This is a genomic window from Streptomyces umbrinus (assembly GCF_030817415.1).
Classification (GTDB): Bacteria; Actinomycetota; Actinomycetes; order Streptomycetales; family Streptomycetaceae; genus Streptomyces; species Streptomyces umbrinus_A.
The window spans coordinates 3,877,519-3,902,522 of record NZ_JAUSZI010000002.1 but is presented as its reverse complement, the minus strand read 5'-3'; the positions used below and the strand labels follow the sequence as shown (position 1 = coordinate 3,902,522).

The following is a 25,004-nucleotide window of genomic DNA, read 5'->3' as shown; positions in this document are numbered from 1 at the left end:
CACACTAACGCTCCTGGTTGTAGGTGCTGTCAGGACCGAAGCCCTGGCCGTTCGTTTCGCTTCCTGCGTTACGCCCCCTCTGGACCCCACGGCGCAGGTTGCTCAGCCTGCCCCGTACGTCCTCGGGAGCGCGGGAGACCGAGGGGCCGCCCTGTGGGGTCGATTCCGCGGTGCCCTCGACCAGATTGGCCTTGGGCACACGCCTCGGCAGGCCGGAGGAGGTGACCCCGCCCGCCTTGGGCTTCTTCAGCTGCTCGGCGCGCTGCCACATCTGGTCGTTGTTCGACCGCCAGTCGCCCTTGCCGGAGCCGTTGCCGCCGCTTGAGTTGCTGTCGTTGCCGCCGCCGAAGGGAGCCGGCGATTCCTGGCCCACGGACTGCTGGCCGCCCGCGCTCGCGGTGGAGCCGCGGCGGGGGAGCCCGGCGTCGGTGGATCCGCGGCGCGGAAGCCCGGCGTCGGTCAGCGCGTGGGCGGCGGGAGAGGCCGTTCCCGGACGCTCGAAGCCTACGCGGTCCTGCTCGGCCACGTCAGCGGCCTGTACGGCTTCCGCTTCGGGAGCGTACTCGGACCGGTAGCCGTTCTGGTACGAGTCCTGCTGCGGCCAGTCGTCCTGGTAGGACTGCTCTTCGAAGGCCGAGAAGGTGTCCCGCGCCGGAGCGTGGGCCGGCTGGGGCTCCTCCTGGACCGGCTCCGGATAGGAGGGTTCCGGGTATCCGCCGCCTGCCGGGAAGTACGTCTCGTCGTACGACGCCTGCTGCGGCTCCTCGTACGGCGTCTGCTGGTCGTACGCGGGCGCCTCGCTGTACGCGGCCGCTCCGGTGTCGTAGGCCGCCGCGCCGTTGTCGAAGGCCTGCTGACCGTTGTCGTAGCCCTGCTGCGGGTCGAACTCGCCGTTGAACGACGGGGATCCGCCCTCCAGCTCGCCGTGCGTCTGGGCCTCCAGGGCCGCCCTGCGCTCCTCACGCATCAGCGAACGGCCCACGGGGTCCAGCTCGCGTATGTCGTCCGGGACCTCGGTGTAGCGGCTGTCGTCGAAGCCCAGCTCCGCGGCCGTACGCATCGGCTGGCCGCCGCTCTGGAACTCCTCGCCGCCGAAGGGCTGCTGCTCCGGGATGATCTGCGAGACGGTGAACTCGTCGCGCTGCGGTGCCGTCTCGCCGCCACCACCGTGCGTGATGATGTCGGGCAGCATGACGAGCGAGGTCGTACCGGCCTGCTCGCCCGAGGGGCGCAGCTGGACGCGGATGCCGTGCCGGTCGGACAGCCGGCCGACCACGAACAGACCCATGCGCTGCGAGATCGCGGCGTCGACGGTCGGCGGGTTGGCCAGCTTGTGGTTGATGTCCGCGAAGTCCTCGGCGGTGAGACCGATGCCCTTGTCGTGGATCTCGACCATGATGCGGCCGTCCGGGAGACGGGTCGCGGTGACGCGGACCTTGGTCTGCGGCGAGGAGAACGTCGTCGCGTTCTCCAGGAGCTCGGCGAGCAGGTGCACGAGGTCGGTGACCGCGCGGCCGTGGATCTCGGCCTCCGGTACGCCCGACAGCTCGACGCGCTCGTACTGCTCCACCTCGGAGGAGGCGGCGCGCAGCACGTCGACCAGCGGGACCGGCTGGTCCCAGCGGCGGCCCGGCTCCTCGCCGGCGAGGACCAGGAGGTTCTCGCCGTTGCGGCGCATACGGGTCGCGAGGTGGTCCAGGCGGAAGAGGTTCTCCAGCTGGTCCGGGTCGGCCTCGTTGTTCTCCAGGTCGGTGATGAGGGTCAGCTGGCCCTCGATCAGGGACTGGTTGCGGCGCGACAGGTTGGTGAAGATCGCGTTGATGTTTCCACGGAGCAGGGCCTGCTCGGCGGCCAGTCGTACGGCCTCGCGGTGGACCTGGTCGAAGGCGCGGGCGACTTCGCCGATCTCGTCCGTGGTGGTGATCGGGATGGGGGTGACCCGGGTGTCGACCCGGCCCGGGTCGGTGCGCGAGAGCTGGTCGACCAGCATCGGCAGGCGCTGCTCGGCGACACCGAAGGCCGCGTTGCGCAGCTGGCGCATCGAGCGGCTCATCTGGCGGGCCATGAGGCCGGCGATGATGAAGGCGGCGAGCAGGGCGACGATGACGATGGCGCCGTTCACGAACGCGTCGCGCTGGGCGTCGGTGGCGATGTCGCCCGCTTCGTCGACCGCCCGGTTGATGAGCTCTTCCTCGACCTCGCCGTAGCCGTCGAACTTGAGGGTGGAGGCCGCCATCCAGGTCTCGGGCGTGATGCCCTGCTGGGCCAGGTCGGTGGGTGAGGCACCGCTGCCGATGGCCTGGATCATGCCGGTCATGGAGGGCGGGGCCTTGTAGGTCCCGCCGGCCGCCTCGGTCTTGTTCTTCGCTTCGGCGGCCAGCTTCGCGCCCTGGGCGGTCTTCTCCGCCATCACCTGCTTGAGGCGCGCGGCGTCCGCCTCCGTGCCACCGGAGACGTACTCCTGGACGGCTATGTTCTCCAGGTACGCGTACGACGTGAACGCGGTGACCTGCTGCCTGAAGACCTTCTCGTTCGAGCTGGGCTTCACCAGGAGGTGCATGCCGATCGAGCGCTGCAGGGACTCGGCGCCCTTGGCCAGCGTGACGGCGTACACGGTGCGGCCGTAGCTCGTGATGTTGCCGGTACCGAGGCCCAGCTCGTTCGAGAACTCCGCCAAGAGGTGCTCGACGGTGACGTAGCCCTCTTCGGTCTTCGTCGGGTCCATCGCGGTGGTGTACGCGGCCTTGCGCAGCTGGCCCAGCGTGGGCTCGGCGTCCTCCACCAGCTTCAGCCGGCGCTCGAGGCCCTGACCGGCCGGCATCCCGACGACCTCGTCGTGGAACGCGTCGGCCTTCTGGTCCGTGAGAGCACGGGCCTGCTTGACCGTGGCGTTGTTCCGGTCGCCCTCCAGCAGCGGTTGCGCGGAGATGTCGCGCTCGTTGAGGAGCGCCTCGGCGTACTGCCCGGCCGCGTCGACGATCTTGGCGACCTTCTCCGCGTCCTGAGCCTCCTGCCAGGTGTCGATGGAGCTCTTCACCTGGAAGCCGCCCATGACGAGCCCGACGATCACGGGTATGAGGAGAATGGCGTTCAGCCTGGTCGGCACACGCCAGTTGCGCGGGGACAGACGGCCGCCGCTCTTCGCGGGTGGGGCCGCCGGCTCCGAGCCGGACACATGTGCGGGTGCCGCTCCGCGCGGCGGCGGGGTGAAGTTGCCCCGTGCCGACGGCTCGGGACCGTTCTTGCTACGCCTCACTCGACCAACAACCTCTCGGCGTGTGCACCTTCGTCGTGCCGCGTGTGTCTTCCGGCCCTTACTACTGGGCAGTTCTGGCATTCCAGCACGTCAGGGTGTGCTCGTCCAAACACTCGGAACCAAGGATTCCGAGTGATGTAAGCCCTAGATAAAACGGTCATAAAGAGCGAGCCCCGCCAAAAGGCGGGGCCTTTGTGAGCACAGCGGCATCAGACGACCGCGACGCGTGTCGGTACCACTCGATATCTCTGTCGAAACGTTATGAACACCAAGGCCGACCGTGTCAAACGACACAGCCGGCTCCAGTGCGTCTACGACAACTGCCGTACGGCGTTGCCAACTTGTGTGCCAGGCCCGCCAGGACATAGCCCGCTGCACGATCCCTAGCGGAGACGAGCCATCAGAGCGTGCTCGACCAGGGTGATCAACGCGCTCTTGGCGTCCGCGCGATGACGGGCGTCCGTCGTGATGATCGGCGCGTCCGGCCCGATCTGCAGGGCCTCCCGGACCTCGTCGGGCGTGTACGGCTGGTGCCCGTCGAAGCCGTTCAGGGCTATGACGAACGGCAGGCCGCTGTTCTCGAAGTAGTCGACCGCGGGGAAGCAGTCGGCGAGACGACGGGTGTCCACGAGCACGACGGCGCCGATCGCGCCGCGTACGAGGTCGTCCCACATGAACCAGAAACGGTCCTGGCCGGGCGTACCGAACAGGTACAGGATCAGGTCCTGGTCCAGGGTGATACGGCCGAAGTCCATGGCGACGGTGGTCGTCGTCTTGTCCCCGGTGTGGGTGAGGTCGTCGATGCCCGCCGAGGCGGACGTCATGACGGCCTCGGTGCGCAGCGGGTTGATCTCGGAGACGGCACCCACGAACGTGGTCTTGCCGACGCCGAAGCCACCCGCCACCACGATCTTCGCGGAGGTGGTCGCCCGACCTCCGTCAGAGCTTGCGAAGTCCACTGAGCACCCTTTCGAGCAGTGTCACGTCCGGGGCGCCGCCATTGCTCTCGTCGCCACCGGGCTGGTGGATCGCGACGAGTCCGGCCTCCGCGAGGTCCGCGACGAGAATCCGTGCCACGCCCAGGGGCATGGACAGCAGGGCCGACACCTCGGCCACCGACTTCACCTCACGGCAGAGGTGGCAGATCCGCTGGTGCTCCGGGAGGAGCCCCATCAGCTGCGCCGGGTCGGCCGTGGTGCTGATCAGTGCCTCTATGGCGAGCTGGTAGCGCGGCCGGGTCCGGCCGCCGGTCATCGCGTACGGACGTACCAGCGGCTGGTCGCCCTCATCCTCGTACGGCTGTGCGTACGGATCATGAGAGGCGGTGGGCGGGGTCATTGATCCTCCGGGCGGGACAGCAGGTCGGTCAGTCGTGCCGTCTGACGGGGCCGGTGGGGGGAGGGCGGCCGACGGATTGTGCGGACGTTCGGTGAAATTCGGACGTACGTAAAACCTGACTAATGGAGCAGGCTGCCCTGGAGCTCGGCCCGCAGATCCGGCGTGAGCACCGCACCCGCACGGTCGACGAGCAGAGCCATCTCGTATCCGACAAGGCCGATGTCGCAGTCCGGGTGGGAGAGGACCGCGAGGGACGAGCCGTCCGAGACGGACATCAGGAAAAGGAAGCCGCGTTCCATCTCGACGACCGTCTGGGCGACGGTGCCACCCTCGAAGATCCGGGAGGCACCGGCCGTGAGTGAAGTGAGTCCGGAGGCGACGGCCGCGAGCTGGTCGGCGCGGTCGCGCGGAAAGCCCTCGGACATCGCCAGAAGGAGTCCGTCGGCGGAAACGACGACGGTGTGGGACACCCCGGGGGTGTTGTCAACGAAGTTGGTGATCAACCAGTTGAGGTTCTGTGCCGCCTGGCTCATCTGGCTCAACTAACGCTCCTGCTGGTGAGTGGGGCTGGGGAAGCTGCCGGTCTGGCCGGTACCGGCCTGCCGACCTTGCTGGATGCCCCTACGAAGATTGGTCAGCCGGCCGCGTACGTCATCGGGCGCACGCGAGACCTGCGGACCGGTTTGGTGCTGTTGCTGCTGAGCCGTCCCCGCGACGAGGTTCGCGCGGGGGACCCGGCGCGGCAGACCCGAGACGGTCACGCCACCCGCGGAGGGCTGGCGTACCCGCTCGGCCTGCCGGCCGAGTTCGTCATTGGGGGTGGCCCGCCAGGAGGCGGACCCGGATGCGGCGGGCGCCGGACGCTGCGGGGCCGCGGGAGCCTGTGCGGGCTCCTGCGGTGCCTGCTCGCCGTTGCCGGCCTGGGCCTGGTTGAACCAGTTGGTCTCCAGGGTGTCGTACAGCGGCGTACGCCCGTCACCGGGACCCGTCGCCGGCGGCAGTGCCTCGGGCTCCGGGGGGAGCGCGGGACGCCGACGCGACTGCGGGCGCTGGGGGCGGGAGCCGTTGGTGCCGTTCGTGCCATTGGCGCCGGGACGCTCGAACTGCCCGGTGCCGCCGCCCTGCCGCTCGCCGTGGTTCGGCGCCGGGAACTGGCCGGTGTGGTTCTGCTGAACACCCTGACCCGGCGCCGCGTACTGACCGGTGGAGCCGGCGTCGTAGCCGGGCATCGAGAACTGGCCGGTGGAGGCGGGGTCCTGGCGGTTGTACTGGCCGCCCGCGGACGGGTTCTGGCCGGCGCCGGAAGGATTCGGCGTACCGAAGACGTCCGGGCGGACGAACTGTCCGTTGCTCTGCGGCGCACCCGCGCCGGAACGCTGGGCGTCGTAGTCCGGCCGCGGGTACTCGCCCGTGGAGCCGGCACCCTGACGGTCGTCGATCCGCGGGAACTCCGACGTGGACGCCGGGCCCTGACGGTCGTCGATCCGCGGCATCTGCGAGGTGGCGTCCGGCTCCTCGTGGCCACGCGGGGCGTCCATCGAGGAACGCGGCACCGGCGGCTGCGCGTTGTCGTCGCTCCAGCTGGGCACCCGCGGCTGCGGGTTGCCGCCGGGCAGCTCGGCACGCGGACCACCGCGCGGCGGCAGCTGCGGCTGCTGAGGCGTCCGACGGCCCTGGTCGCCACCGGTCGGACGCTGCTGGGGCTGCGGGGGCACGGGGCCGCGGTTGTTGCCGCCCATCGTGTCCTGCCGGCCGCCGCCGAACGCGTCCTGCCGACCGGAGTCGTTGCTGTCGAAACCGTTGAAGGCCTGCGGGGCACCGGCACCGGCCGGTGCCGGCCTGCCCTGCGGGGGCTGCTGGGGACCGCGTGATCCGCCCTGTCCGCCCGGGCGGCCGCCCGCGTCCGGCCTGGGCAGCGCGGCGCGCGCTCCGGTGCCGGCACCGACCTGGCCGCGCTGCGGACCGGGGTTGAGCCGTCCGCCGTTGCCGCCGGTGGGAGCACCCGCACCGAGGGCGGGACCGCCTCCGGCACCGCCCCGACGGGCCGCCGCGACACCGGCCGCGGCCTGCGCGGCGGCGGGGCCGCCGCTGTTGGGAACACCCTGGCCCTGCTTGTTGCCCGGAACCTTCTTGCCGCCCTGGGCGACATCGACGGGCAGCATGACCAGCGCGGTCGTACCACCGGAGTCGGACGGGCGGAGCTGGATGCGGATGCCGTGGCGCTGGGACAGCCGGCCGACCACGAACAGACCCATGCGTCGGGAGACCGACACGTCCACCGTGGGCGGCGATGCGAGCCGCTCGTTGATCGCCGCGAGGTCCTCGGGCGAGAGGCCGATACCAGTGTCGTGGATCTCGATCAGTACGCGGCCGTCGGGCAGCGCGTGACCGGTGACCTTGACCTTGGTCTGCGGGGAGGAGAACGACGTGGCGTTCTCCAGCAGCTCGGCGAGCAGGTGCACGAGGTCGTTGACCACGCGGCCGGCGACCTCCGTCGTCGGCACGGCGGCCAGTTCGATGCGCTCGTACTGCTCCACCTCGGAGGCGGCGGCACGGAGCACGTCGACCAGCGGGACCGGGCGGGTCCAGCGGCGGCCGGGCTCTTCACCGGCGAGAACGAGGAGGTTCTCGCCGTTACGGCGCATGCGGGTCGCGAGGTGGTCGAGCTTGAACAGCGAGGACAGCTGGTCCGGGTCGGCCTCGCGGGACTCCAGTTCGGAGATGAGCGAGAGCTGACGCTGGATGAGGCCCTGGGAGCGGCGCGAGAGGTTGGTGAACATCGCGTTGACGTTGCCTCGCAGGAGGGCCTGCTCGGCGGCGAGTCGTACGGCCTCGCGGTGCACGTCGTCGAAGGCCGCGGCCACCTGGCCGATCTCGTCCTTGGAGTGCACACCGACCGACTCGACGGACGTGTCGACGTCCTGCGGGTCGGACTCGGAGAGCTGCTTGACCAGCTCGGGCAGCCGGTCCTGGGCGACCTTCGTCGCGGTGTCCTGGAGGCGGCGCAGCGAGCGGATCATGGAGCGGGCGACCACGAAGGCGCCGACCAGCGAGACACCGAGCACCAGCAGGATCAGCGCACCGGAGATGATCGCTTCCTGCTCGGCCTCGTTGCGCAGCTCGCGGGCCTTCTGCTCCATTTCGTTGAGCAGCGTGAGCTCGATCTTGTTCATTTCCAGGATCTTGGAGGAATCTGCGTCCACCCAGTCCAGGTACGAGCGCTTGTCGCGCAGCTGCAGACCGTTCTCACGCCCGAGCACACGCTCCGCGTAGGTGTCGGCCGCCTTGATGGTCGGGCTCGGCTCGTCGAGCGGCTTCGTCAGCTGGCGCGAGTTGCCCTCGTAGATGCTGGCGAAGCTGGTGAGCTCGGCCTTCTGGTTCTCGAAGGCCGAGAGGCCGTACTGCCGGTCGTTCTCGGAGAGATCGCCGTACGTGGCATTGGTGGCCGGCAGGGCCGCGGCGATGACCGCGCGCTGGATGGACGCGTACTCCTTGGCGGTCGAGAAGGCCGCCAGGGCGCGCGTGCGCTGGATCATCTCCGGGTTGCTGGTCGCCTCGGCCATGTCCTGGGAGAGGCCGAGCAGCCGCTCGATGAGGCGGTGGTACGACTCGATCGACTGGGAGGAGTTCTCCTCGTCCTGGAAGGCGTTGTTGCGAATGCCGCTCAGGGTGTTCAGCTGGGTGGCGATGGCCACCACGTTGTCCCGGACGCCGTCGAGGTTCTCGTTGTTGCCCGCGTCGTCGAGCTCGTGGGTGCCCTCCATGAAGGCGGCACGCGCACGGTCGGTCTTGTCGCGGACGCCCTTGACGGTGAAGTCGGTCGCCTTCGTGCCGTTGGCGAGCGGACCGGCCGACTTGTCGCGCTCCTCCTGGAGCGCGACGGCGAGCTCGGTCGCCTGCTTCGTCATGTCGGTCAGCAGCTTCATGTTCTCGAGCTGCTGGATCTCGTCCATCGTGTCGCTGATGCGCAGGGCGCCCAGCGAGGTGGCGGCGACCACGGGCAGCGCGAGCAGTGACACCAGGCGCGTGGAGATGCGCCAGTTGCGCAGAGCTATTCGCGAGCCGGGGCCAGTGGGGTTCTTCGCCGTGGGCGGCGCGGCGGGCGGTGCGCCGGGGCCACCGGTCACCGCGTTCGGACCGCCCTTGCCCTGGGCACCCTTGGGCGCACCTGGGCGCGAGGAGCGGTCACCTCCGTCGCCGGCCCCTGCCGGTCCTTGGTTCTGGGCGTGCTGGGGCGAGGAACCGGTGCCGGTCCCGCCGTGCGGCTCCGGCTCCGCCGAAGCGCTGCCATCCCTCTTGAAACGTCCCTGCACTAGCGTCGCAACCTCTGGACCAGGCGCCTCTCCGCGTGAACGGCGAGACGGTGTCGGCGTCTACGGGAGCGCCCTGAACGCGCTCCCATGTGTGGTCGTGAGTGACCGGCGCAGGCCCCCCTTCCCGCCGCCACTCGGCGCTGCGTTCGCGCCCCTTGCGCGCCGGTTCGATCCCGCGGCGGTTCCGTGGAATTCCAGCACAGTGCCGGATCTCCAACAAGGCCCATGGGTCATGCTGTGACCATCGTGACACCTAGTGAAGGCGGTGTTACGGCACGTGGAATGCGATTGTGTCGATAACGGACGCAGGTGCACGAGTCATGCGCGTACAAGCGCTGTCCCAGTCGCCATGATCGGGAGCGGAATAGGGGCTTCAGTGGAGCAATGTCCGTTTCGGTAGGGGGAGTTGAAGGTCCGAATTGACCGGATTGCCTACGAGTGAGTGAGGAAACTCACACGACGATCACGTCGCCTTCACGCGTTCCACAGGGAATCGCATGTTTAGCCTGGCGCTTTACAGGGATGGCAAATCCGACAACCCGCGCTCACGCGGCGGTTCTTGAAGCCGCCCGGCGCCCGTACCGACAGGGTCCGAAACCGCAGATGAAGACGACGATGATGTTCCTCAACATAGCCAACCCGCGACGCACGACACTGGCGCACCTCGAGGACGCCGAAGAGCTGCGTACGCCGGAGCAGCAGGAGCACTCCGTCGAGCTCCCCGCCCAGACCGCCAACCCCCGCCGCACGATCCTGATGGACGTCCCGGTCGCGGGCATGGCGGCGGAGTAGAGCCTCCCACGCCCACCACACAGCAGTTCCGCGAGGTCGCGCCCCTGAGGGGTGTCCCGAGGATCCAGGCCGGGCTCCCGGCGCCTGGCACGCGCATCTGCGGCGTTGTCGTCGGTCGCCGACTCCCCCACGCTCGGCTTCGCTCGCGCGGGGGGACCCCCATCGCGTCGGCTCCCTCCTCCGCCGTGCAGCTGCACGCACCAGGCGCCGCTCGCTGATCCGGCCTGGATCCTCGGGACACCCTCCCCGCGCTAGCCTGGAGCCTCAGACTCCAGCCAGCTCAGTGAGGGGCGCAGGCATCTCGTGCGCATCGCCAGGTTCTCCATCGACGGCAACGTCGCGTTCGGCGCGGTCGAGGGCGAGAGCCCTCCTGGGTCGACCGACGGGCTCGTGCTCGACATCATCAAGGGCCATCCGTTCACGGACTTCGAGCTCTCCGGCACGAAGGTCCCGCTGAGCAAGGTCCGGCTCCTGCCGCCCATGCTCCCCAACAAGGTCGTGGCCTTCGGCCGCAACTACGCGGAGCACGCCAGGGAGATGGGCAACGAGGTGCCCGACGCCCCGTTCGCCTTCTTCAAGCCGTCCACCTCGGTGATCGGCCCCGGCGACGAGATCGCGTACCCCTCCTTCTCGAACGAGGTGCACCACGAGGCCGAGCTGGCCGTCGTGATCGGCCGGATGTGCCGCGAGGTCCCGCGCGAGCGCGTCAAGGACGTCATCCTCGGCTACACCTGCGCCAACGACGTCACCGCACGCGACGTCCAGAAGCGCGAGAAGCAGTGGGCCAGGGCCAAGGGCTTCGACTCCTCCTGCCCGCTCGGCCCCTGGGTGGAGACGGACCTCGACCCGTCCGACCTGACCATCATGTGCACGGTCAACGGCCAACAGCGCCAGCTGGGCCGGACCAGCGAGATGATCCACTCCGTGGAGGATCTGATCGTCAACATCACCGAGGCCATGACGCTGCTCCCCGGCGACGTGATCCTCACGGGCACCCCCGCAGGGGTCGGCCCGCTCACTGTCGGCGACGAGGTCGCCGTCACCATCGAAGGCATCGGCACTCTCACCAACAAGGTGATCAAGCGTGGCTAACGCGACCGTCCGCGTACGTTTCTGTCCGTCCCCGACCGGCAACCCCCACGTGGGCCTGGTTCGGACGGCCCTGTTCAACTGGGCGTTCGCCCGGCACAACGAAGGCAGCGGCGCCAAATTCGTATTCCGTATTGAGGACACCGACGCGGCCCGCGACTCCGAGGAGTCGTACGGCCAGCTGCTCGACTCGATGCGCTGGCTGGGCTTCGACTGGGACGAGGGCCCCGAGGTCGGCGGCCCGCACGAGCCGTACCGCCAGTCGCAGAGGATGGACATCTACCGCGATGTGGCCGCCAAGCTCCTGGAAGCGGGCCACGCCTACCACTGCTACTGCTCCACGGAGGAGCTGGACGCCCGCCGCGAGGCCGCCCGCGCCGCCGGCAAGCCGTCCGGCTACGACGGCCACTGCCGCGAGCTGACCGCCGAGCAGAAGGCCGCGTACGAGGCAGAGGGCCGGACCCCCATCGTCCGCTTCCGTATGCCGGACGAGACGATCACCTTCACGGACGTGGTCCGCGGCGAACTGACCTTCACACCGGAGAACGTGCCGGACTACGGGATCGTACGAGCCAACGGAGCCCCGCTCTACACGCTCGTGAACCCGGTCGACGACGCCCTGATGGAGATCACCCACGTCCTGCGCGGCGAGGACCTGCTCTCCTCCACCCCGCGCCAGATCGCCCTCTACAAGGCGCTCACCGAGCTGGGCATCGCCAAGCAGATCCCCGCCTTCGGACACCTGCCGTACGTGATGGGCGAGGGCAACAAGAAGCTCTCCAAGCGCGACCCGCAGGCGTCGCTGAACCTCTACCGGGAGCGCGGCTTCCTCCCCGAGGGCCTGCTCAACTACCTCTCCCTGCTCGGCTGGTCGCTCTCCGCCGACCAGGACATCTTCACGATGGACGAGATGGTCGCGGCCTTCGACGTGACGGACGTGAACCCGAACCCGGCCCGCTTCGACCTCAAGAAGGCCGAGGCGATCAACGCCGACCACATCCGCCTCCTGGATGTGAAGGACTTCGCCGAGCGCTGCGCCCCCTGGCTGAAGGCCCCCTTCGCGCCCTGGGCGCCGGAGGACTTCGACCAGGCCGCGTGGGACGCGATCGCCCCGCACGCCCAGACCCGCCTCAAGGTCCTCTCCGAGATCACGGACAACGTCGACTTCCTGTTCCTGGCGGAGCCGGCCATCGACGAGGCGTCCTGGACGAAGGCCATGAAGGAGGGCAGCGACGCCCTGCTCCGTACGGCCCGCGAGAAGCTGGACGCGGCCGACTGGTCTTCGCCCGACTCCCTCAAGGAGGCCGTCCTGGCCGCCGGCGAGGCCCACGGCCTCAAGCTCGGCAAGGCCCAGGCCCCGGTCCGCGTCGCCGTCACCGGCCGCACGATCGGTCTGCCGCTCTTCGAGTCCCTGGAGATCCTGGGCAAGGAGAAGACGCTGGCCCGTATCGACGCGGCGCTGGCGAAGCTGACCGCCTAGGCGCACAGCGCACACACAGAGGGGCGGCGTCCGGTTCGGACGCCGCCCCTCTCGCGTACACGGAGTCGACACCCGGAGTTCACCCCTCCGGCCAACTCCCGCTCTCCCGGCGGACATTGGATGTTTCGGGCGCACATGATGCGCGTGTTCACCATGTTTCAGGGGAGGGGAACGTGACCCGTTCACGAAGACGTTCACGAAGACTTGTGGGAATCGCTCTTGGCGGGGCGATGGCGTTGTCGGGGGCCGTACTGACCGTGCCGGCCGAGGCCGCGCCGAACGCCGACACCCCGGTCGCCACCACGCAGTTGAACCACATCAATCCCGTAGAGGTCCGGTACCGGTGGGTGGGGACCTCCGGATTCCAGTACGAGCTGGGCAACCAGGCCAACCCGCAGTGGGCCGACTTCCCGGGCGTCACACCGCCGGTGCACGCGGGCCCCGAAGACCTGGCCACCGGCACCGACGTCCAGACCACCGGGAACACGGGCACCGTCACCCAGAAGCACCGCTCCACCGGCGCGACCGCCACCGTCACGATCCCGGCGGACCACAGATTCCGGGCCGCGTCCGGCTGGAGCGTGCTCACCCAGGACGCCGCGGACGCCCTGCACGTCCTGCGGGCCGGCCCCGACGGCACGACCACCGACCTCCCGGTCACCGGCCTGCCGCCCGGCGCCCAGCCCACCAACACCTATGCGACCGGCGGCTCGGTCCGCCGCCTCGCCGTCGTCCACGCCGTGGACGGCATCTCCTCGGTGGGCCTCGTCGACCTCGCGGACGGCACCTTCCGCACGTACGTCACGGGCATCGGCACCGGCCGGTCGATCACCTTCAACGACAGCTGGCTCGTGGTGAACGGCAAGGCGATCCGGGTGGACGCGGCGCCCGGCACCGAACCCGCCACGGTCGGCTTCCCCGCCAGGCCCCTTGCGGTCGTCGGCGACCAACTCCTCAGCGGCGACCCGGACTTCGTCTCCTCGCCCGACGACGAGGTGCTTACCGCAACGTCGCTCGTCACCGGCGCCAGGCGCACGGTCCTCACCGACGCCGACGGCGCCTTCCGCGCCACCCCGGACGGCGGCCTGCTCGCCACGGCCGGCCCTTCGGGCAGTGACTTCCACGTGTACCGCGTCCTGCCCACCGGCGACGGGAACGTCTCGGCCCAGCCGGTCTTCACCGTGCCGCCGACCAGGGCCACGGTCGACGGCCTGATGATCGCGGGCGGCGAACTCCTGATGTTCGGCAACGCCACTGTCAACGCCGGCTGGGACGCCGCGTACGCCGTGCCGCTGGACCCCACGGGCAAGCCCACCGGAACCCAGGTCCGCCGCAGCCCGTACGTGGGCTCCTCGCCGTGCCTCGGCGGCGACGCCGCCTGCCCCCAGCTGGAGGCCCTCGGCGACGGCCGCTTCGCCTACCTGTACACCGGCACGGACGGCAAGGAGTCCGTGCACGTCGCCGGGCTCGGCACCGACACCTACAGCGCCGAGCCCACCGGCTCATCCGGCGGCCGCATCGGCACGGGCACCGGCCGCTACGTCCTCTACAACGGCGGAACCCCCGCCACCCAGAAGATCGCCGACTTCCCCCGCGGAGCCGACGGCGAGACCGCGCTCGACCGCACCCGCACCGCCGCCGCGATCTGGGGCCAGCGACTGTGGACCCCCGGCACCACCCAGGGCAGCGTGGTCGCGTACGACCTCAAGGCCGAGCGGAACGTCGCCACCGTGAACACCGGCGCACCCTGCACCCCCAGCGAGATCCAGGCCGTCAACACCTGGCTCTACTGGAGCTGCGGCAGCGCCGGACCCGCCGGTGTCCACGACCGGGCCACGGGCCGGAACATCACGGTCCCGGCCGGCCCCTCCCGGCTCGCCGACGGCTACCTCGTCCGGGAGAACCGCACCACCCACGAGCTGCTGCTCACGGACTTCCACACCGGTACGGCGACCACCCGGACCGCGGCCGTGCTGCCCACCGCGGACCAGAACACCGGCGGCAACACCGGCCGCTGGGCCCTCGACCGCTTCGGCGGCAACGTCGCGTACCTCACCGCTCAGGGTCAGGTGGCGATCGTCACCGCGGGCGTCCCCACCTCGCCGCTCGCGCAGATGGAGGCCCAGACCGACGCCGCCGCGGGCCCCACGACCCAGGACCCCTGGCAGCCCGTGTGGCAGTTGAGCAAGCCCTCGACGTGGACCCTGACCCTGACCAACGCGAGCGGCAACGTCGTGCGCAACCTCACCGGCGATTCCAGGGCCGCCGCCGTCCGCGCCTCCTGGGACGGCCGCTGGGGCGACGGCAACCGGGTCGCGGGAACGTACACCTGGCGCCTGACCGCCAAGGCCCGCGACGGCCAGGGCGCAGACCTGGCACTGACCGGCACGACCACGGTGAACTGAGAGACGCGCCCACCGGCACCGGGTTACGGTCGAATCATGACGATCAGGGCCGTGGTCTGGGATGTGGACGACACCATTTTCGACTACACCACGGCCGACCGGGCCGGCATGCGCGGACATCTCGCGGCCGAGTGCCTGCTCGACGGGTACGCATCCGTCGAGCAGGCCCTCGACCACTGGCGCGACCTCACCGACCAGCAGTGGGCGAGGTACGCGGCGGGGGAGGTGAACTGGGAGGAGGGGCGCCGGGACCGGGTGCGGGCCTTTCTGGGCAAGCCCCTTACCGACCCCGAGGCGGAGGACTGGTTTCTCCGGTACCTCGGGCACTACGAGTCGGCCTGGGCGCTCTTCCCGGACGTCCTGCCCGTCCTCGACACCCTGGCGGGCAGCCACCGTCACTCCGTGCTGTCCAACTCCAGCATCCGGGTCCAGGACCACAAGCTGCGCGTTCTCGGCGTACGGGACAGGTTCGAGTCCGTGCTGTGCGCGGCCGAGCTGGGTGTCTCCAAGCCGGCGGCGGAGGCGTTCCACGCGGCCTGCGAGGCCCTGGAGCTGCCGCCGCACGAGGTCGCGTATGTCGGGGACCACCCGGAGATCGACGGACAGGGCGCGGCCGACGCGGGAATGTTCTCGGTCTGGATCGACCGCGGGGGAGTGAGGGCCGTCACGGCCCCGGACCCCGACGCCGCACCGGGCGGGGTGCCGGATCGGCTCACCGGCCTGCGCCGGATCGCCTCGCTGGCCGAACTCCCTGCGATCCTCGGGCCCGATACCCGTTTTGGAGCGCCGTCCACCTTCAGGTAATGTTCTTCCTGCGCCGCCGGAGAGCGGGCCGAAAGGCCGGACCGGAGGCGCACGCTAAAGCAGGATCCCTGCGGGGGTTTGTGTTTCAGTGGCCTATGGTGTAATTGGCAGCACGACGGTTTCTGGTTCCGTTAGTCTAGGTTCGAGTCCTGGTAGGCCAGCTCGCAGAGCTCATCTGCAACCGCGGAGATCAACTCCGCAAAGCCCCCGTTGTGTAGCGGCCTAGCACGCTGCCCTCTCAAGGCAGTAGCGCCGGTTCGAATCCGGTCGGGGGTACAGATCCTTCCCAGGGAGACAGTCCGGGTCGCACCCACTGATTCTCATGCAGGATCGCTAGGGCCCCCGTTGTGTAGCGGCCTAGCACGCCGCCCTCTCAAGGCGGTAGCGCCGGTTCGAATCCGGTCGGGGGTACGAACTGGTATGAACCACATTGGTCTATGGTGTAATTGGCAACACTACGGTTTCTGGTACCGTCATTCTAGGTTCGAGTCCTGGTAGACCAGCTCGGATCTGCGGAAACGCAAGATCCTGGCCCCCGTTGTGTAGCGGCCTAGCACGCCGCCCTCTCAAGGCGGTAGCGCCGGTTCGAATCCGGTCGGGGGTACGTCATTGAAGAAGCCCTCCCCATCATGGGGAGGGCTTCTTCGTGTTGAGCGCCGGGTGGACGTCAACTCCGGTCGGTCGCTGCGGCGTTGAAGCGACCGGTGGGAGGAAGTCGGATCGGGTGTCGGTCTGCGATGCACGTCAGCCGGTGCGGCGCAGAGCCTCCGAGAGGCGGGTGGCCGCGTCGATGATCGCCTGGGCGTGCATCCGGCCGGGATGACGTGTGAGGCGCTCGATCGGTCCGGAGACCGAGACGGCGGCGACCACGCGGTTCGACGGACCACGCACGGGGGCCGAGACGGACGCGACGCCCGGCTCGCGCTCGCCGATCGACTGGGCCCAGCCTCGGCGCCGTACCCCCGACAGGGCCGTCGCCGTGAAGCGGGCGCCCTGGAGGCCGCGGTGCAGACGCTCCGGCTCCTCCCAGGCCATCAGGATCTGGGCCGAGGAGCCCGCCTTCATGGTGAGCGTGGAGCCGACCGGGACCGTGTCCCTGAGGCCCGACAGACGCTCGGCCGCGGCGACGCAGATGCGCATGTCGCCCTGGCGGCGGTAGAGCTGCGCGCTCTCGCCCGTGATGTCGCGGAGGTGGGTGAGCACCGGGCCCGCCGTCGCGAGGAGACGGTCCTCGCCCGCGGCCGCGGCCAGCTCGGCGAGGCGGGGGCCGAGAATGAAGCGGCCCTGCATGTCGCGCGCCACCATCCGGTGGTGTTCAAGTGCCACGGCGAGGCGATGTGCCGTGGGTCGTGCCAGCCCGGTTGCCGCGACCAGCCCTGCGAGGGTGGCCGGACCGGACTCCAGGGCGCTCAGGACAAGGGCTGCCTTGTCCAGAACGCCGACGCCGCTACTGTTGTCCATGAAACGATACTCGCGTCTCACTCTGTGAAACGCAAGTTCAATTTTCCGTGGAACGCGCCACCCTGGTAGATACAGCGGCCCGCGGACCAACGGGCCCGGCGGAGGGCGCCCGGTACGAGGGGTACGGGCGCGCCGCATCGGAAATCTCTAGTTGGGCCGGCGCCACACAGGCCGGCCGGAGGGAAAGCGATGGGTAGGACACTCGCGGAGAAGGTCTGGGACGACCACGTCGTCCGGCGCGCGGAGGGCGAGCCCGACCTTCTCTTCATCGATCTGCACCTGCTGCACGAGGTGACCAGCCCCCAGGCCTTCGACGGTCTCCGTCAGGCGGGGCGCCCCGTGCGCCGTCTCGACCTCACCATCGCGACCGAGGATCACAACACCCCGACCCTCGACATCGACAAGCCCATCGCGGACCCGGTCTCCCGCGTCCAGCTCGAGACGCTGCGCAAGAACGCCGCCGAGTTCGGCGTGCGCCTGCACTCGCTGGGCGACGTCGAGCAGGGTGTCGTGCACGTCGTGGGCCCGCAGCTGGGCCTGACCCAGCCCGGCACCACGGTCGTGTGCGGTGACTCCCACACCTCCACGCACGGCGCCTTCGGCGCGCTCGCGTTCGGCATCGGCACCTCCCAGGTCGAGCATGTGCTGGCCACCCAGACGCTGCCGCTGGCCCGCCCCAAGACCATGGCCATCACGGTCGACGGCGAACTGCCCGAGGACGTCACGGCCAAGGACCTGATCCTGGCGATCATCACCAAGATCGGTACGGGCGGCGGCCAGGGCTACATCCTGGAGTACCGCGGCTCCGCCATCGAGAAACTCTCGATGGAGGCCCGCATGACCATCTGCAACATGTCGATCGAGGCCGGCGCCCGCGCGGGCATGATCGCCCCGGACGAGACCACCTTCGCGTACATCAAGGGCCGCGCCCACGCCCCCGAGGGCGAGGACTGGGACGCCGCCGTCGCGTACTGGAAGACCCTGAAGACGGACGACGACGCGGAATTCGACGCCGAGGTCGTCATCGACGGCGCCTCCCTCGCGCCGTTCGTCACCTGGGGCACCAACCCCGGCCAGGGAGCGCCCCTTTCGGCATCCGTCCCCGATCCTGCTTCGTACGAGGACGCTTCGGAGCGCCACGCCGCCGAAAAGGCCCTGGAATACATGGGGTTGGAGGCCGGACAGCCGCTGCGCGACATCAAGGTCGACACCGTCTTCGTAGGTTCGTGCACCAACGGCCGTATCGAGGACCTGCGCGCGGCCGCCTCGATCGTCGAGGGCCGCAAAGTCGCCGACGGCGTACGGATGCTGGTGGTCCCCGGCTCCGCGCGTGTCGGTCTGCAGGCCGTATCCGAGGGTCTGGACCTGGTCTTCAAGGAGGCCGGCGCCGAATGGCGGCACGCGGGCTGCTCGATGTGTCTGGGCATGAACCCCGACCAGCTGGCCCCCGGCGAGCGTTCCGCATCCACCTCCAACCGCAACTTCGAGGGCAGGCAGGGCAAGGGAGGCCGTACGCACCTGGTCTCGCCGCAGGTCGCCGCCGCCACCGCCGTGCTGGGCCATCTGGCCTCTCCCGCCGACCTGTCCGACGCCCCTGTGCCCGCTGGAGTCCGATAGCCATGGAAGCATTCACCACGCACACCGGCCGGGCCGTCCCGCTGCGCCGCAGCAACGTGGACACCGACCAGATCATCCCTGCTCACTGGCTCAAGAAGGTGACCAGGGACGGTTTTGAGGACGGGCTCTTCGAGGCCTGGCGCAAGGACTCCTCCTTCGTCCTCAACCAGCCCGAGCGCACGGGCGCCACGGTCCTGATCGCCGGACCCGACTTCGGTACGGGCTCTTCGCGCGAGCACGCCGTCTGGGCGCTGCAGAACTACGGCTTCAAGGCCGTCATCTCGTCCCGCTTCGCGGACATCTTCCGCGGCAACTCGCTCAAGAACGGCCTGCTCACAGTGGTTCTGGAGCAGAAGATCGTGGACGCGCTGCAGGAGCTCACCGAGAAGGACCCGAAGGCCGAGGTCACGGTCGACCTGGAGGCCCGTGAGGTGCGCGCCGAGGGCAGCACGGCCGCCTTCGAGCTCGACGAGAACGCCCGCTGGCGGCTGCTGAACGGGCTGGACGACATCTCCATCACCCTGCAGAACGAGGCGGACATCTCCGCGTACGAGTCCAAGCGGCCCTCCCACAAGCCGCGGACCGTTCAGGTGTGATCGCCTTCGGGGCTCCGAACCCCTTCGGATCCGATCGGAGTCGCACCCCACAAGGCTGATTCCAGCCAGCGCAACAGGCCTCTGTACCCCCAATCGTGGACGGTTGGGGGTACATCTGTGTCTGCCTCCGGAAGGGGTGTTCAGGACTTTGCGATTGGCCTCAACTACCCTTGTTTCAAGGGGCTTTGATGGGGTAGCCGAGTCTCGGCAGAGCCTTGTGGGGAGGTGCGCAGGAGGCTCTCGGGAGGCGGTAGTTACCCCCTGCGCAGGCGACAACTCGCCCCAGATGACACAATCTGTGCATGGAACACGACGGCCAACTCGAGCTCTATGCGGCAGTCGCGTCCCAACTCAAGGAAGCGCACACAAGGGTGCGCGCACTGCAAGTCCCGGAAGGCGTACGGATGGCGCTGACCCGGAAGCTGCTGGTCATTACGGCCGTGGCCAAGCACGATCTCGCCGACGCGACAAGGCGGCTGGAGCGGTTCACGACGGACCTCGACGAGGGCCGAATCCCCGAAGAGGAACGCTGAGGAACTTCGCAACAGCCCCAGTTCGTTGCGGCACAAGGGTGATTAGCCCGTTTCGTGTTTGATTTGCGGTATATATCTGCCTAACGTGCGAAAAAGCTTGAACACTTTCGTTCTGGCAATGTCTCCGAAGGGGAAGACGTGAACAAGGCGCAGCTCGTAGAAGCGATTGCCGACAAGGTCGGCGGGCGTCAGCAGGCCGCGGAAGCGGTCGACGCCGTACTGGACGCCATCGTGCGTGCAGTTGTCAGCGGGGACCGGGTGTCGGTCACCGGCTTCGGTTCCTTCGAGAAGGTGGACCGTCCGGCCCGTTACGCCCGCAACCCGCAGACCGGGGAGCGCGTTCGGGTCAAGAAGACCTCCGTGCCGCGCTTCCGTGCGGGCCAGGGCTTCAAGGACCTGGTGAGCGGCTCGAAGAAGCTGCCGCGCGGTGGCGAGGTCGCGGTCAAGAAGGCCCCGAAGGGCAGCCTGTCCGGCGGTGCTTCCGCGACGGTCAGGAAGGCCGCCGCCAAGAAGGCCACCGCGAAGAAGGCCGCGGCGAAGAAGACCACCGCCAAGAGGACCGTCGCGAAGAAGACGACGGCCAAGAAGACCACGGCGACGGCCAAGAAGACGACCGCCAAGAAGACCTCGGCGGCCGCCAAGAAGACCACGGCCAAGAAGACCACCGCCAAGAAGGCGGCGGCGAAGAAGGCCCCGGCGAAGAAGGCGGCGGCGAAGAAGGCGCCGGCCAAGAAGTCCGCGGCCCGCAAGACCACCGCCAAGAAGGCCACCGCCCGCAGGTAGACAGGGGCGCTGGGATACTCACGCGCCGGGCCGGGCTCCCCAGAGGGAGCCCGGCCCGCGGCGTGTTCAGAACGTTTGCAGCGTGATGAGTGTGATGTGCCGGGACTTGCCCTCGCCGTCCCCGCCCTCGACCTCGATCCGCACACGTTGACCCGGGCGGAGCAGTCGGAGGCCGCCCCTGTCGAACGCCGGGGCGTCGAAGGGGACGGGGGTGCCGTCGTCCAGCAGTACCTGGCCTGTGCGGGTTTCTGGGTCGTATGTGTACGCGGTCGCCTGCATGGGGGAAGGGTATGCGGTTTGTTCGGGGGTGGGGCTCTTGGGTCGGAGGGGACGTGCGGGTCGGTGGGGGTTGATCGCGCCCACGCGGCGGAGCCGCATATCGACACAGCCCCGCGCCCCTAACGGGGGCGCGCCCCGTCTGAAGGCGGCTGAGCGGTTCAGGCTGCTTTCAGGCGCTCCACTGCCGTTGCCGTGCGCGGGCCCACCCCAAGCGCCAATGCCGCTCGGAGGTCCGCGCCCGTGTCCACGTCCTGGCGTACGGAAGGTACGTCGGGCAGGAGGAGTTCCGCGGCGCCCGAGGCGCGGTGGCGGGAGCGGGAATCGGGGCCGAATGCGGGGAGCAATTCGCGGTTCGGGGACGCGGCCAGGAGAGTGGTGCCGATTCCGGCGGCATCCGGGAGGAAAGCGCGGGGGAATTCGGAGGCCGCGTCGAGGACCCGGGCCAATTCAAGAGGGCGCAGGGCGGGCAGATCGGCGTTCAGAGCCGCCAGCGGACTTCGCGGGCTTCTGGTGCGTACGACCGAGGCGGCGTGCGCCAGAGCGGCGTTGAGGCCGCCCCCGGGCTCGTCCGGGACGATGCGGGCGCCCAGGGCGGCCAGCTCGCGTCCGGCCAGCACATCGCCCGTGACTACGGCCACATCCACGACCGCCGGGCAGGCCAGTGCCGCGGCCACCGTGTCCTGCGCGAACGCCAGGGCGAGCCCCGGACGCAGGCCGTCGGCCGCGGTGTCCGCGAGCCTGCTCTTCGCCCGCGACAGGGCTTTCAGGGGTATGACCAAGGTCCACTGCACGCGCGCTCCGTCCCTCCCTCGTCGCGCCCATTGTGACCCGGGCACCCTGGCGGGCCGGTGGCCGGGGCGTACGGTGTTCTCGACAGACAGGCGGCCTGGAGCGACACTTGTGCGGCCCCCCAGGCACAGAAGGAAGGTGTACGCGTGTCCCGCCGCAGAATCGGCTTCTGGTACCGCTTCGCAGCGGTTCTCTGCAAACCGCCGCTGATGGTTCTGATCAAGCGGGAGTGGCGCGGAATGGAGAACATTCCTGCCGAGGGCGGATTTATCACCGCGGTGAACCACAATTCCCACGTGGATCCGTTCGCGTACGGGCACTTTCAGTACAACACGGGCCGGGTTCCGCGATTCCTCGCCAAGAGCGGTCTTTTCAAGAAGGGCTTCGTCGGGGCGGCCATGCGCGGGACCGGGCAGATCCCGGTGTACCGCGAGAGCACCGACGCGCTCAGCGCCTATCGTGCCGCGATCGACGCCGTGGAGCGCGGGGAGTGCGTCGCGTTCTATCCCGAGGCCACCCTGACCCGCGACCCCGACCTGTGGCCGATGACCGGCAAGACGGGTGCCGCGCGGGTCGCGCTGCAGACCAGGTGCCCGGTGATTCCGGTGGCCCAGTGGGGCGCCAACCACCTGCTGGCCCCGTACGCCAAGAAGCCCGACCTTCTGCCGCGCAAGACGCATCAGGTGCTCGCGGGCCCGCCCGTGGACCTCTCGCGCTTCTACGACAAGGAGATGACCCCCGACCTCCTGAAGGAGGCGACCGAGGTCATCATGGCCGCGATCACCGCGCAGCTGGAGTTGATCCGCGGCGAGAAGGCGCCCGCGACGCCGTACGACCCGCGCCAGGTGCGTATCGAGCAGCGGCGCAGGACGCGGGGCAAGGAAGAGACGCACGGGCAGGAAGAGCAGGAAACCGCTGTGCAGGAGAAGACGGCGCAGGGGAACACCGCGCCGGAGAAGGCCGTGCGGGAAATGACCGAGGTTGAGCACGAAAAGGGGCACGGCAAGTGACGACATCCGGCAAGCCCGTCAAGGCGGCCGTCTTCGGGACCGGATCGTGGGGCACGGCCTTCGGCATGGTGCTCGCCGACGCCGGGTGCGACGTGACGCTGTGGGGACGGCGGGCCGGGCTCGCCGAAGCGGTCAACTCCACCCACACGAACCCCGACTACCTGCCGGGCATCGAGCTCCCGGAGAACCTGCGGGCCACCACGGACGCCGCCGAGGCCGCGCACGACGCCGACTTCACGGTGCTCGCCGTGCCCTCCCAGACGCTGCGCGGGAACCTCGCGGACTGGGCGCCGCTGCTCGCCCCCGGCACGGTCCTCGTCTCCCTCATGAAGGGCGTCGAACTCGGCTCCGCCATGCGGATGAGCGAGGTGATCGAGGACGTGTCGAAGGTCGGTGCCGACCGGATCGCCGTGGTCACCGGGCCCAACCTCGCCCGTGAGATCGCCGCCCGCATGCCGGCCGCCGCGGTGGTCGCGTGCAGCGACGAGGCGGTGGCCCAGCGACTTCAGGCGGCCTGCCACACGCCGTACTTCCGCCCCTACACGAACACCGACGTGGTCGGCTGCGAACTGGGCGGCGCTGTCAAGAACGTCATCGGTCTCGCCGTCGGCATCGCGGACGGCATGGGGCTCGGTGACAACGCCAAGGGGTCCCTGATCACACGGGGGTTGGCGGAGACGACCCGGCTCGGTCTCGCCATGGGCGCCGACCCGCTGACGTTCTCCGGGCTCGCGGGCCTGGGCGACCTCGTCGCGACCTGCTCCTCGCCGCTCTCGCGCAACCACACCTTCGGCACCAACCTCGGCAAGGGCATGACCCTCCAGGAGACCATCGCGGTCACCAAGCAGACCGCCGAGGGCGTCAAGTCCTGTGAATCCGTACTGGACTTGGCGCGCCGGCACGGCGTCGACATGCCCATCACGGAGACCGTCGTCGACATCGTCCACGACGGTAAGCCCCCGGTCGTCGCCCTCAAGGAAATGATGTCGCGCAGCGCCAAGCCGGAGCGACGCTGAGCACCCCCTTTTCAGCGCTCGGTTCGCCTCCGGGGCGCTGAAGCCGGTGTCGGGAGCCCGACCGTGCTCGACCCTCCTCCGTCGGGCCTCCGCGCTCCCCCACTCTCGGCTGCGCTCGAGCGGGGGACCCCCATGGGCTCCCGACACCGGCGCGCCCCTTCGGCTCACTCGCGGGCCGGGGCACGCTGACTCAGGGCCTTACCAACGGGTACTCTCAACGCGATATGAGCACTGAGAACCTTCCCCAGAGCCCTGAGCAGCAGCCGCCTCGCAAGCCGCGCGTGGCCGTCGTCTTCGGCGGGCGCAGCTCCGAACACGGGATCTCCATGGTCACCGCCGGAGCCGTACTGCGGGCCATCGACCGGACCAAGTACGACGTCCTGCCGATCGGAATCACCCGGGAAGGCCGCTGGGTGCTCACCGCGGACGAACCGGAGCGCATGGCGATCACCGAGCGTCGTACGCCCGACGTCGAGGAACTCGTCGAGTCGAGCGAGGGCGGCGTGATCCTGCCCGTCGACCCCGCCAACCGCGAAGTCGTCTACAGCGAGCCCGGCTCGGTCCCCAAGGCGCTCGGCGAGGTCGACGTCGTCTTCCCGATGCTGCACGGCCCGTACGGCGAGGACGGCACCCTCCAGGGCCTCCTGGAGCTCTCCGGTGTCCCGTACGTCGGCTCGGGCGTGCTCGCCTCGGCCGTCGGCCAGGACAAGGAGTACATGAAGCGGGTGTTCATCTCCTTCGGGCTGCCGGTCGGCCCGTACGTGGTGATCCGCCCCCGCGAGTGGGAGCTCGACGAGTCGACGGCCCGCAAGAAGATCATCGACTTCGCCGGGGAGCACGGCTGGCCGCTCTTCGTGAAGCCCGCGCGCGCGGGGTCCTCGATCGGCATCACCAAGGTCGACGACCTGTCCGGCCTCGACGAGGCGATCGCGGCGGCCCGGCAGCACGACCCGAAGTTCCTCGTGGAGGCGCTGCTGCGCGGCCGCGAGATCGAGTGCGGGGTCCTGGAGTTCGAGGACGGCCCGCGGGCCTCCGTACCGGCCGAGATCCCGCCGGTGCAGTCGCACGACTACTACGACTTCGAGGCGAAGTACATCGACTCGACGCCCGGTCTCGTGCCCGCCCCGCTGACCCCCGAGCAGACCGCCGAGGTCAGGCGCCTGGCCGTCGAGGCCTTCGACGCCGCCTCCTGCGAGGGCCTGGTCCGCGCGGACTTCTTCCTCACCGAGGACGGCACCTTCGTCATCAACGAGATCAACACCATGCCCGGCTTCACGCCCATCTCCATGTACCCCCAGATGTGGGAGGCGACGGGAGTGCCCTATCCGGAACTGGTCGACCGCCTGATCGAGGCGGCACTGCGCAGGCCCACGGGTCTGCGCTAGACCGCGCTCCCCCTTTCCCGAGGGTGCGGGGGGCTTTTAGGGGCGCGGGGAACTGCGC

The 25,004-nt window shown here is 69.5% G+C and carries 20 protein-coding genes and 5 tRNA genes; 17 read left to right on the top strand and 8 right to left on the bottom strand.

Annotated features, from left to right (window positions below; genetic code table 11):
• Positions 1–4 precede the first annotated feature (4 nt).
• The 5 genes from QF035_RS17055 to QF035_RS17035 form a co-directional block, all read right to left on the bottom strand.
• Positions 5–3,256, bottom strand: a complete 3,252-nt coding sequence (locus tag QF035_RS17055; protein ID WP_307521178.1) for a sensor histidine kinase — start codon at positions 3,254–3,256, stop codon at positions 5–7.
• Positions 3,257–3,639: 383 nt separating this feature from the next.
• Positions 3,640–4,215 carry a GTP-binding protein gene (locus QF035_RS17050; RefSeq protein WP_055614002.1) on the bottom strand — a complete coding sequence of 192 codons (576 nt, stop codon included), beginning with the start codon at positions 4,213–4,215 and terminating at the stop codon, positions 3,640–3,642.
• Positions 4,196–4,594 carry a DUF742 domain-containing protein gene (locus tag QF035_RS17045; protein ID WP_055614003.1) on the bottom strand — a complete coding sequence of 133 codons (399 nt, stop codon included), beginning with the start codon at positions 4,592–4,594 and terminating at the stop codon, positions 4,196–4,198. The genes QF035_RS17050 and QF035_RS17045 overlap by 20 nt, the downstream gene beginning before the upstream one ends.
• Positions 4,595–4,713: 119 nt before the next feature.
• Entirely contained in the window at positions 4,714–5,127 is a 414-nt protein-coding gene (locus QF035_RS17040) for a roadblock/LC7 domain-containing protein (protein ID WP_044471908.1), read from the bottom strand.
• 9 nt (positions 5,128–5,136) lie between these two features.
• Positions 5,137–8,907, bottom strand: a complete 3,771-nt coding sequence (locus QF035_RS17035) for a sensor histidine kinase (protein WP_307521177.1) — start codon at positions 8,905–8,907, stop codon at positions 5,137–5,139.
• A gap of 603 nt (positions 8,908–9,510) precedes the next feature.
• On the opposite strand from QF035_RS17035, the gene QF035_RS17030 reads away from it, so the two are divergent.
• The 10 genes from QF035_RS17030 (at position 9,511) to QF035_RS16985 (ending at position 16,081) form a co-directional block, all read left to right on the top strand.
• On the top strand, positions 9,511–9,699 hold the full coding sequence (locus tag QF035_RS17030; protein WP_307521176.1) for a hypothetical protein: 189 nt from the start codon (positions 9,511–9,513) through the stop codon (positions 9,697–9,699).
• A 303-nt stretch (positions 9,700–10,002) separates the two neighbouring features.
• Positions 10,003–10,791: a fumarylacetoacetate hydrolase family protein gene (locus QF035_RS17025; RefSeq protein WP_307521175.1), complete on the top strand. Its 789-nt coding sequence runs from the start codon at positions 10,003–10,005 to the stop codon at positions 10,789–10,791.
• The gene (gene gltX, locus QF035_RS17020; RefSeq protein ID WP_307521174.1) at positions 10,784–12,268 is read left to right on the top strand and encodes a glutamate--tRNA ligase; all 1,485 of its coding nucleotides are present in this window, start codon (positions 10,784–10,786) and stop codon (positions 12,266–12,268) included. The genes QF035_RS17025 and gltX overlap by 8 nt, the downstream gene beginning before the upstream one ends.
• 206 nt (positions 12,269–12,474) lie before the next feature.
• Positions 12,475–14,673 (top strand): FlgD immunoglobulin-like domain containing protein, encoded by a 2,199-nt coding sequence (locus QF035_RS17015; protein WP_307521173.1) that lies wholly within the window; start codon positions 12,475–12,477, stop codon positions 14,671–14,673.
• Positions 14,674–14,709: 36 nt separating this feature from the next.
• On the top strand, positions 14,710–15,477 hold the full coding sequence (locus tag QF035_RS17010; RefSeq protein ID WP_307521172.1) for an HAD family hydrolase: 768 nt from the start codon (positions 14,710–14,712) through the stop codon (positions 15,475–15,477).
• An 89-nt stretch (positions 15,478–15,566) separates the two neighbouring features.
• A tRNA-Gln gene (locus QF035_RS17005) sits at positions 15,567–15,638 on the top strand.
• Between the two features lie 42 nt (positions 15,639–15,680).
• A tRNA-Glu gene (locus QF035_RS17000) sits at positions 15,681–15,753 on the top strand.
• 62 nt (positions 15,754–15,815) lie between these two features.
• A tRNA-Glu gene (locus QF035_RS16995) sits at positions 15,816–15,888 on the top strand.
• A gap of 20 nt (positions 15,889–15,908) precedes the next feature.
• A tRNA-Gln gene (locus QF035_RS16990) sits at positions 15,909–15,980 on the top strand.
• 28 nt (positions 15,981–16,008) lie between these two features.
• Positions 16,009–16,081, top strand: a tRNA-Glu gene (locus QF035_RS16985).
• Between the two features lie 140 nt (positions 16,082–16,221).
• Here QF035_RS16985 and ndgR read toward each other — a convergent pair.
• Complete coding sequence (gene ndgR / locus QF035_RS16980; protein WP_189843598.1) at positions 16,222–16,938, bottom strand: IclR family transcriptional regulator NdgR; 717 nt, start codon at positions 16,936–16,938, stop codon at positions 16,222–16,224.
• Between the two features lie 189 nt (positions 16,939–17,127).
• Between ndgR and leuC the strand changes: the two genes are divergently transcribed.
• The 4 genes from leuC to QF035_RS16960 all read left to right on the top strand — a co-directional run bounded on the left by leuC (position 17,128) and on the right by QF035_RS16960 (position 20,467).
• Positions 17,128–18,555, top strand: a complete 1,428-nt coding sequence (gene leuC, locus QF035_RS16975; protein ID WP_307521171.1) for a 3-isopropylmalate dehydratase large subunit — start codon at positions 17,128–17,130, stop codon at positions 18,553–18,555.
• 2 nt (positions 18,556–18,557) lie between these two features.
• Entirely contained in the window at positions 18,558–19,151 is a 594-nt protein-coding gene (leuD, locus tag QF035_RS16970; protein WP_307521170.1) for a 3-isopropylmalate dehydratase small subunit, read from the top strand.
• Positions 19,152–19,453: 302 nt separating this feature from the next.
• Entirely contained in the window at positions 19,454–19,684 is a 231-nt protein-coding gene (locus QF035_RS16965; RefSeq protein ID WP_055614012.1) for a hypothetical protein, read from the top strand.
• Between the two features lie 138 nt (positions 19,685–19,822).
• On the top strand, positions 19,823–20,467 hold the full coding sequence (locus QF035_RS16960; protein WP_307521169.1) for an HU family DNA-binding protein: 645 nt from the start codon (positions 19,823–19,825) through the stop codon (positions 20,465–20,467).
• A 66-nt stretch (positions 20,468–20,533) separates the two neighbouring features.
• Here QF035_RS16960 and QF035_RS16955 read toward each other — a convergent pair whose 3' ends face one another.
• Complete coding sequence (locus QF035_RS16955; RefSeq protein ID WP_307521168.1) at positions 20,534–20,746, bottom strand: hypothetical protein; 213 nt, start codon at positions 20,744–20,746, stop codon at positions 20,534–20,536.
• 158 nt (positions 20,747–20,904) lie between these two features.
• A complete protein-coding gene (cofC, locus tag QF035_RS16950) occupies positions 20,905–21,537 on the bottom strand; it encodes a 2-phospho-L-lactate guanylyltransferase (protein ID WP_307521167.1) in 633 nt (210 codons plus the stop codon).
• A gap of 144 nt (positions 21,538–21,681) precedes the next feature.
• On the opposite strand from cofC, the gene QF035_RS16945 reads away from it, so the two are divergent.
• From QF035_RS16945 to QF035_RS16935, 3 genes are all read left to right on the top strand, one after another.
• Positions 21,682–22,545: a lysophospholipid acyltransferase family protein gene (locus tag QF035_RS16945; protein ID WP_307521166.1), complete on the top strand. Its 864-nt coding sequence runs from the start codon at positions 21,682–21,684 to the stop codon at positions 22,543–22,545.
• Complete coding sequence (locus QF035_RS16940) at positions 22,542–23,561, top strand: NAD(P)H-dependent glycerol-3-phosphate dehydrogenase (protein ID WP_079053170.1); 1,020 nt, start codon at positions 22,542–22,544, stop codon at positions 23,559–23,561. Before QF035_RS16945 ends, QF035_RS16940 begins: the two co-directional genes overlap by 4 nt.
• Before the next feature lie 224 nt (positions 23,562–23,785).
• Positions 23,786–24,946: a D-alanine--D-alanine ligase family protein gene (locus QF035_RS16935; RefSeq protein WP_307521165.1), complete on the top strand. Its 1,161-nt coding sequence runs from the start codon at positions 23,786–23,788 to the stop codon at positions 24,944–24,946.
• Positions 24,947–25,004: the final 58 nt, after the last annotated feature.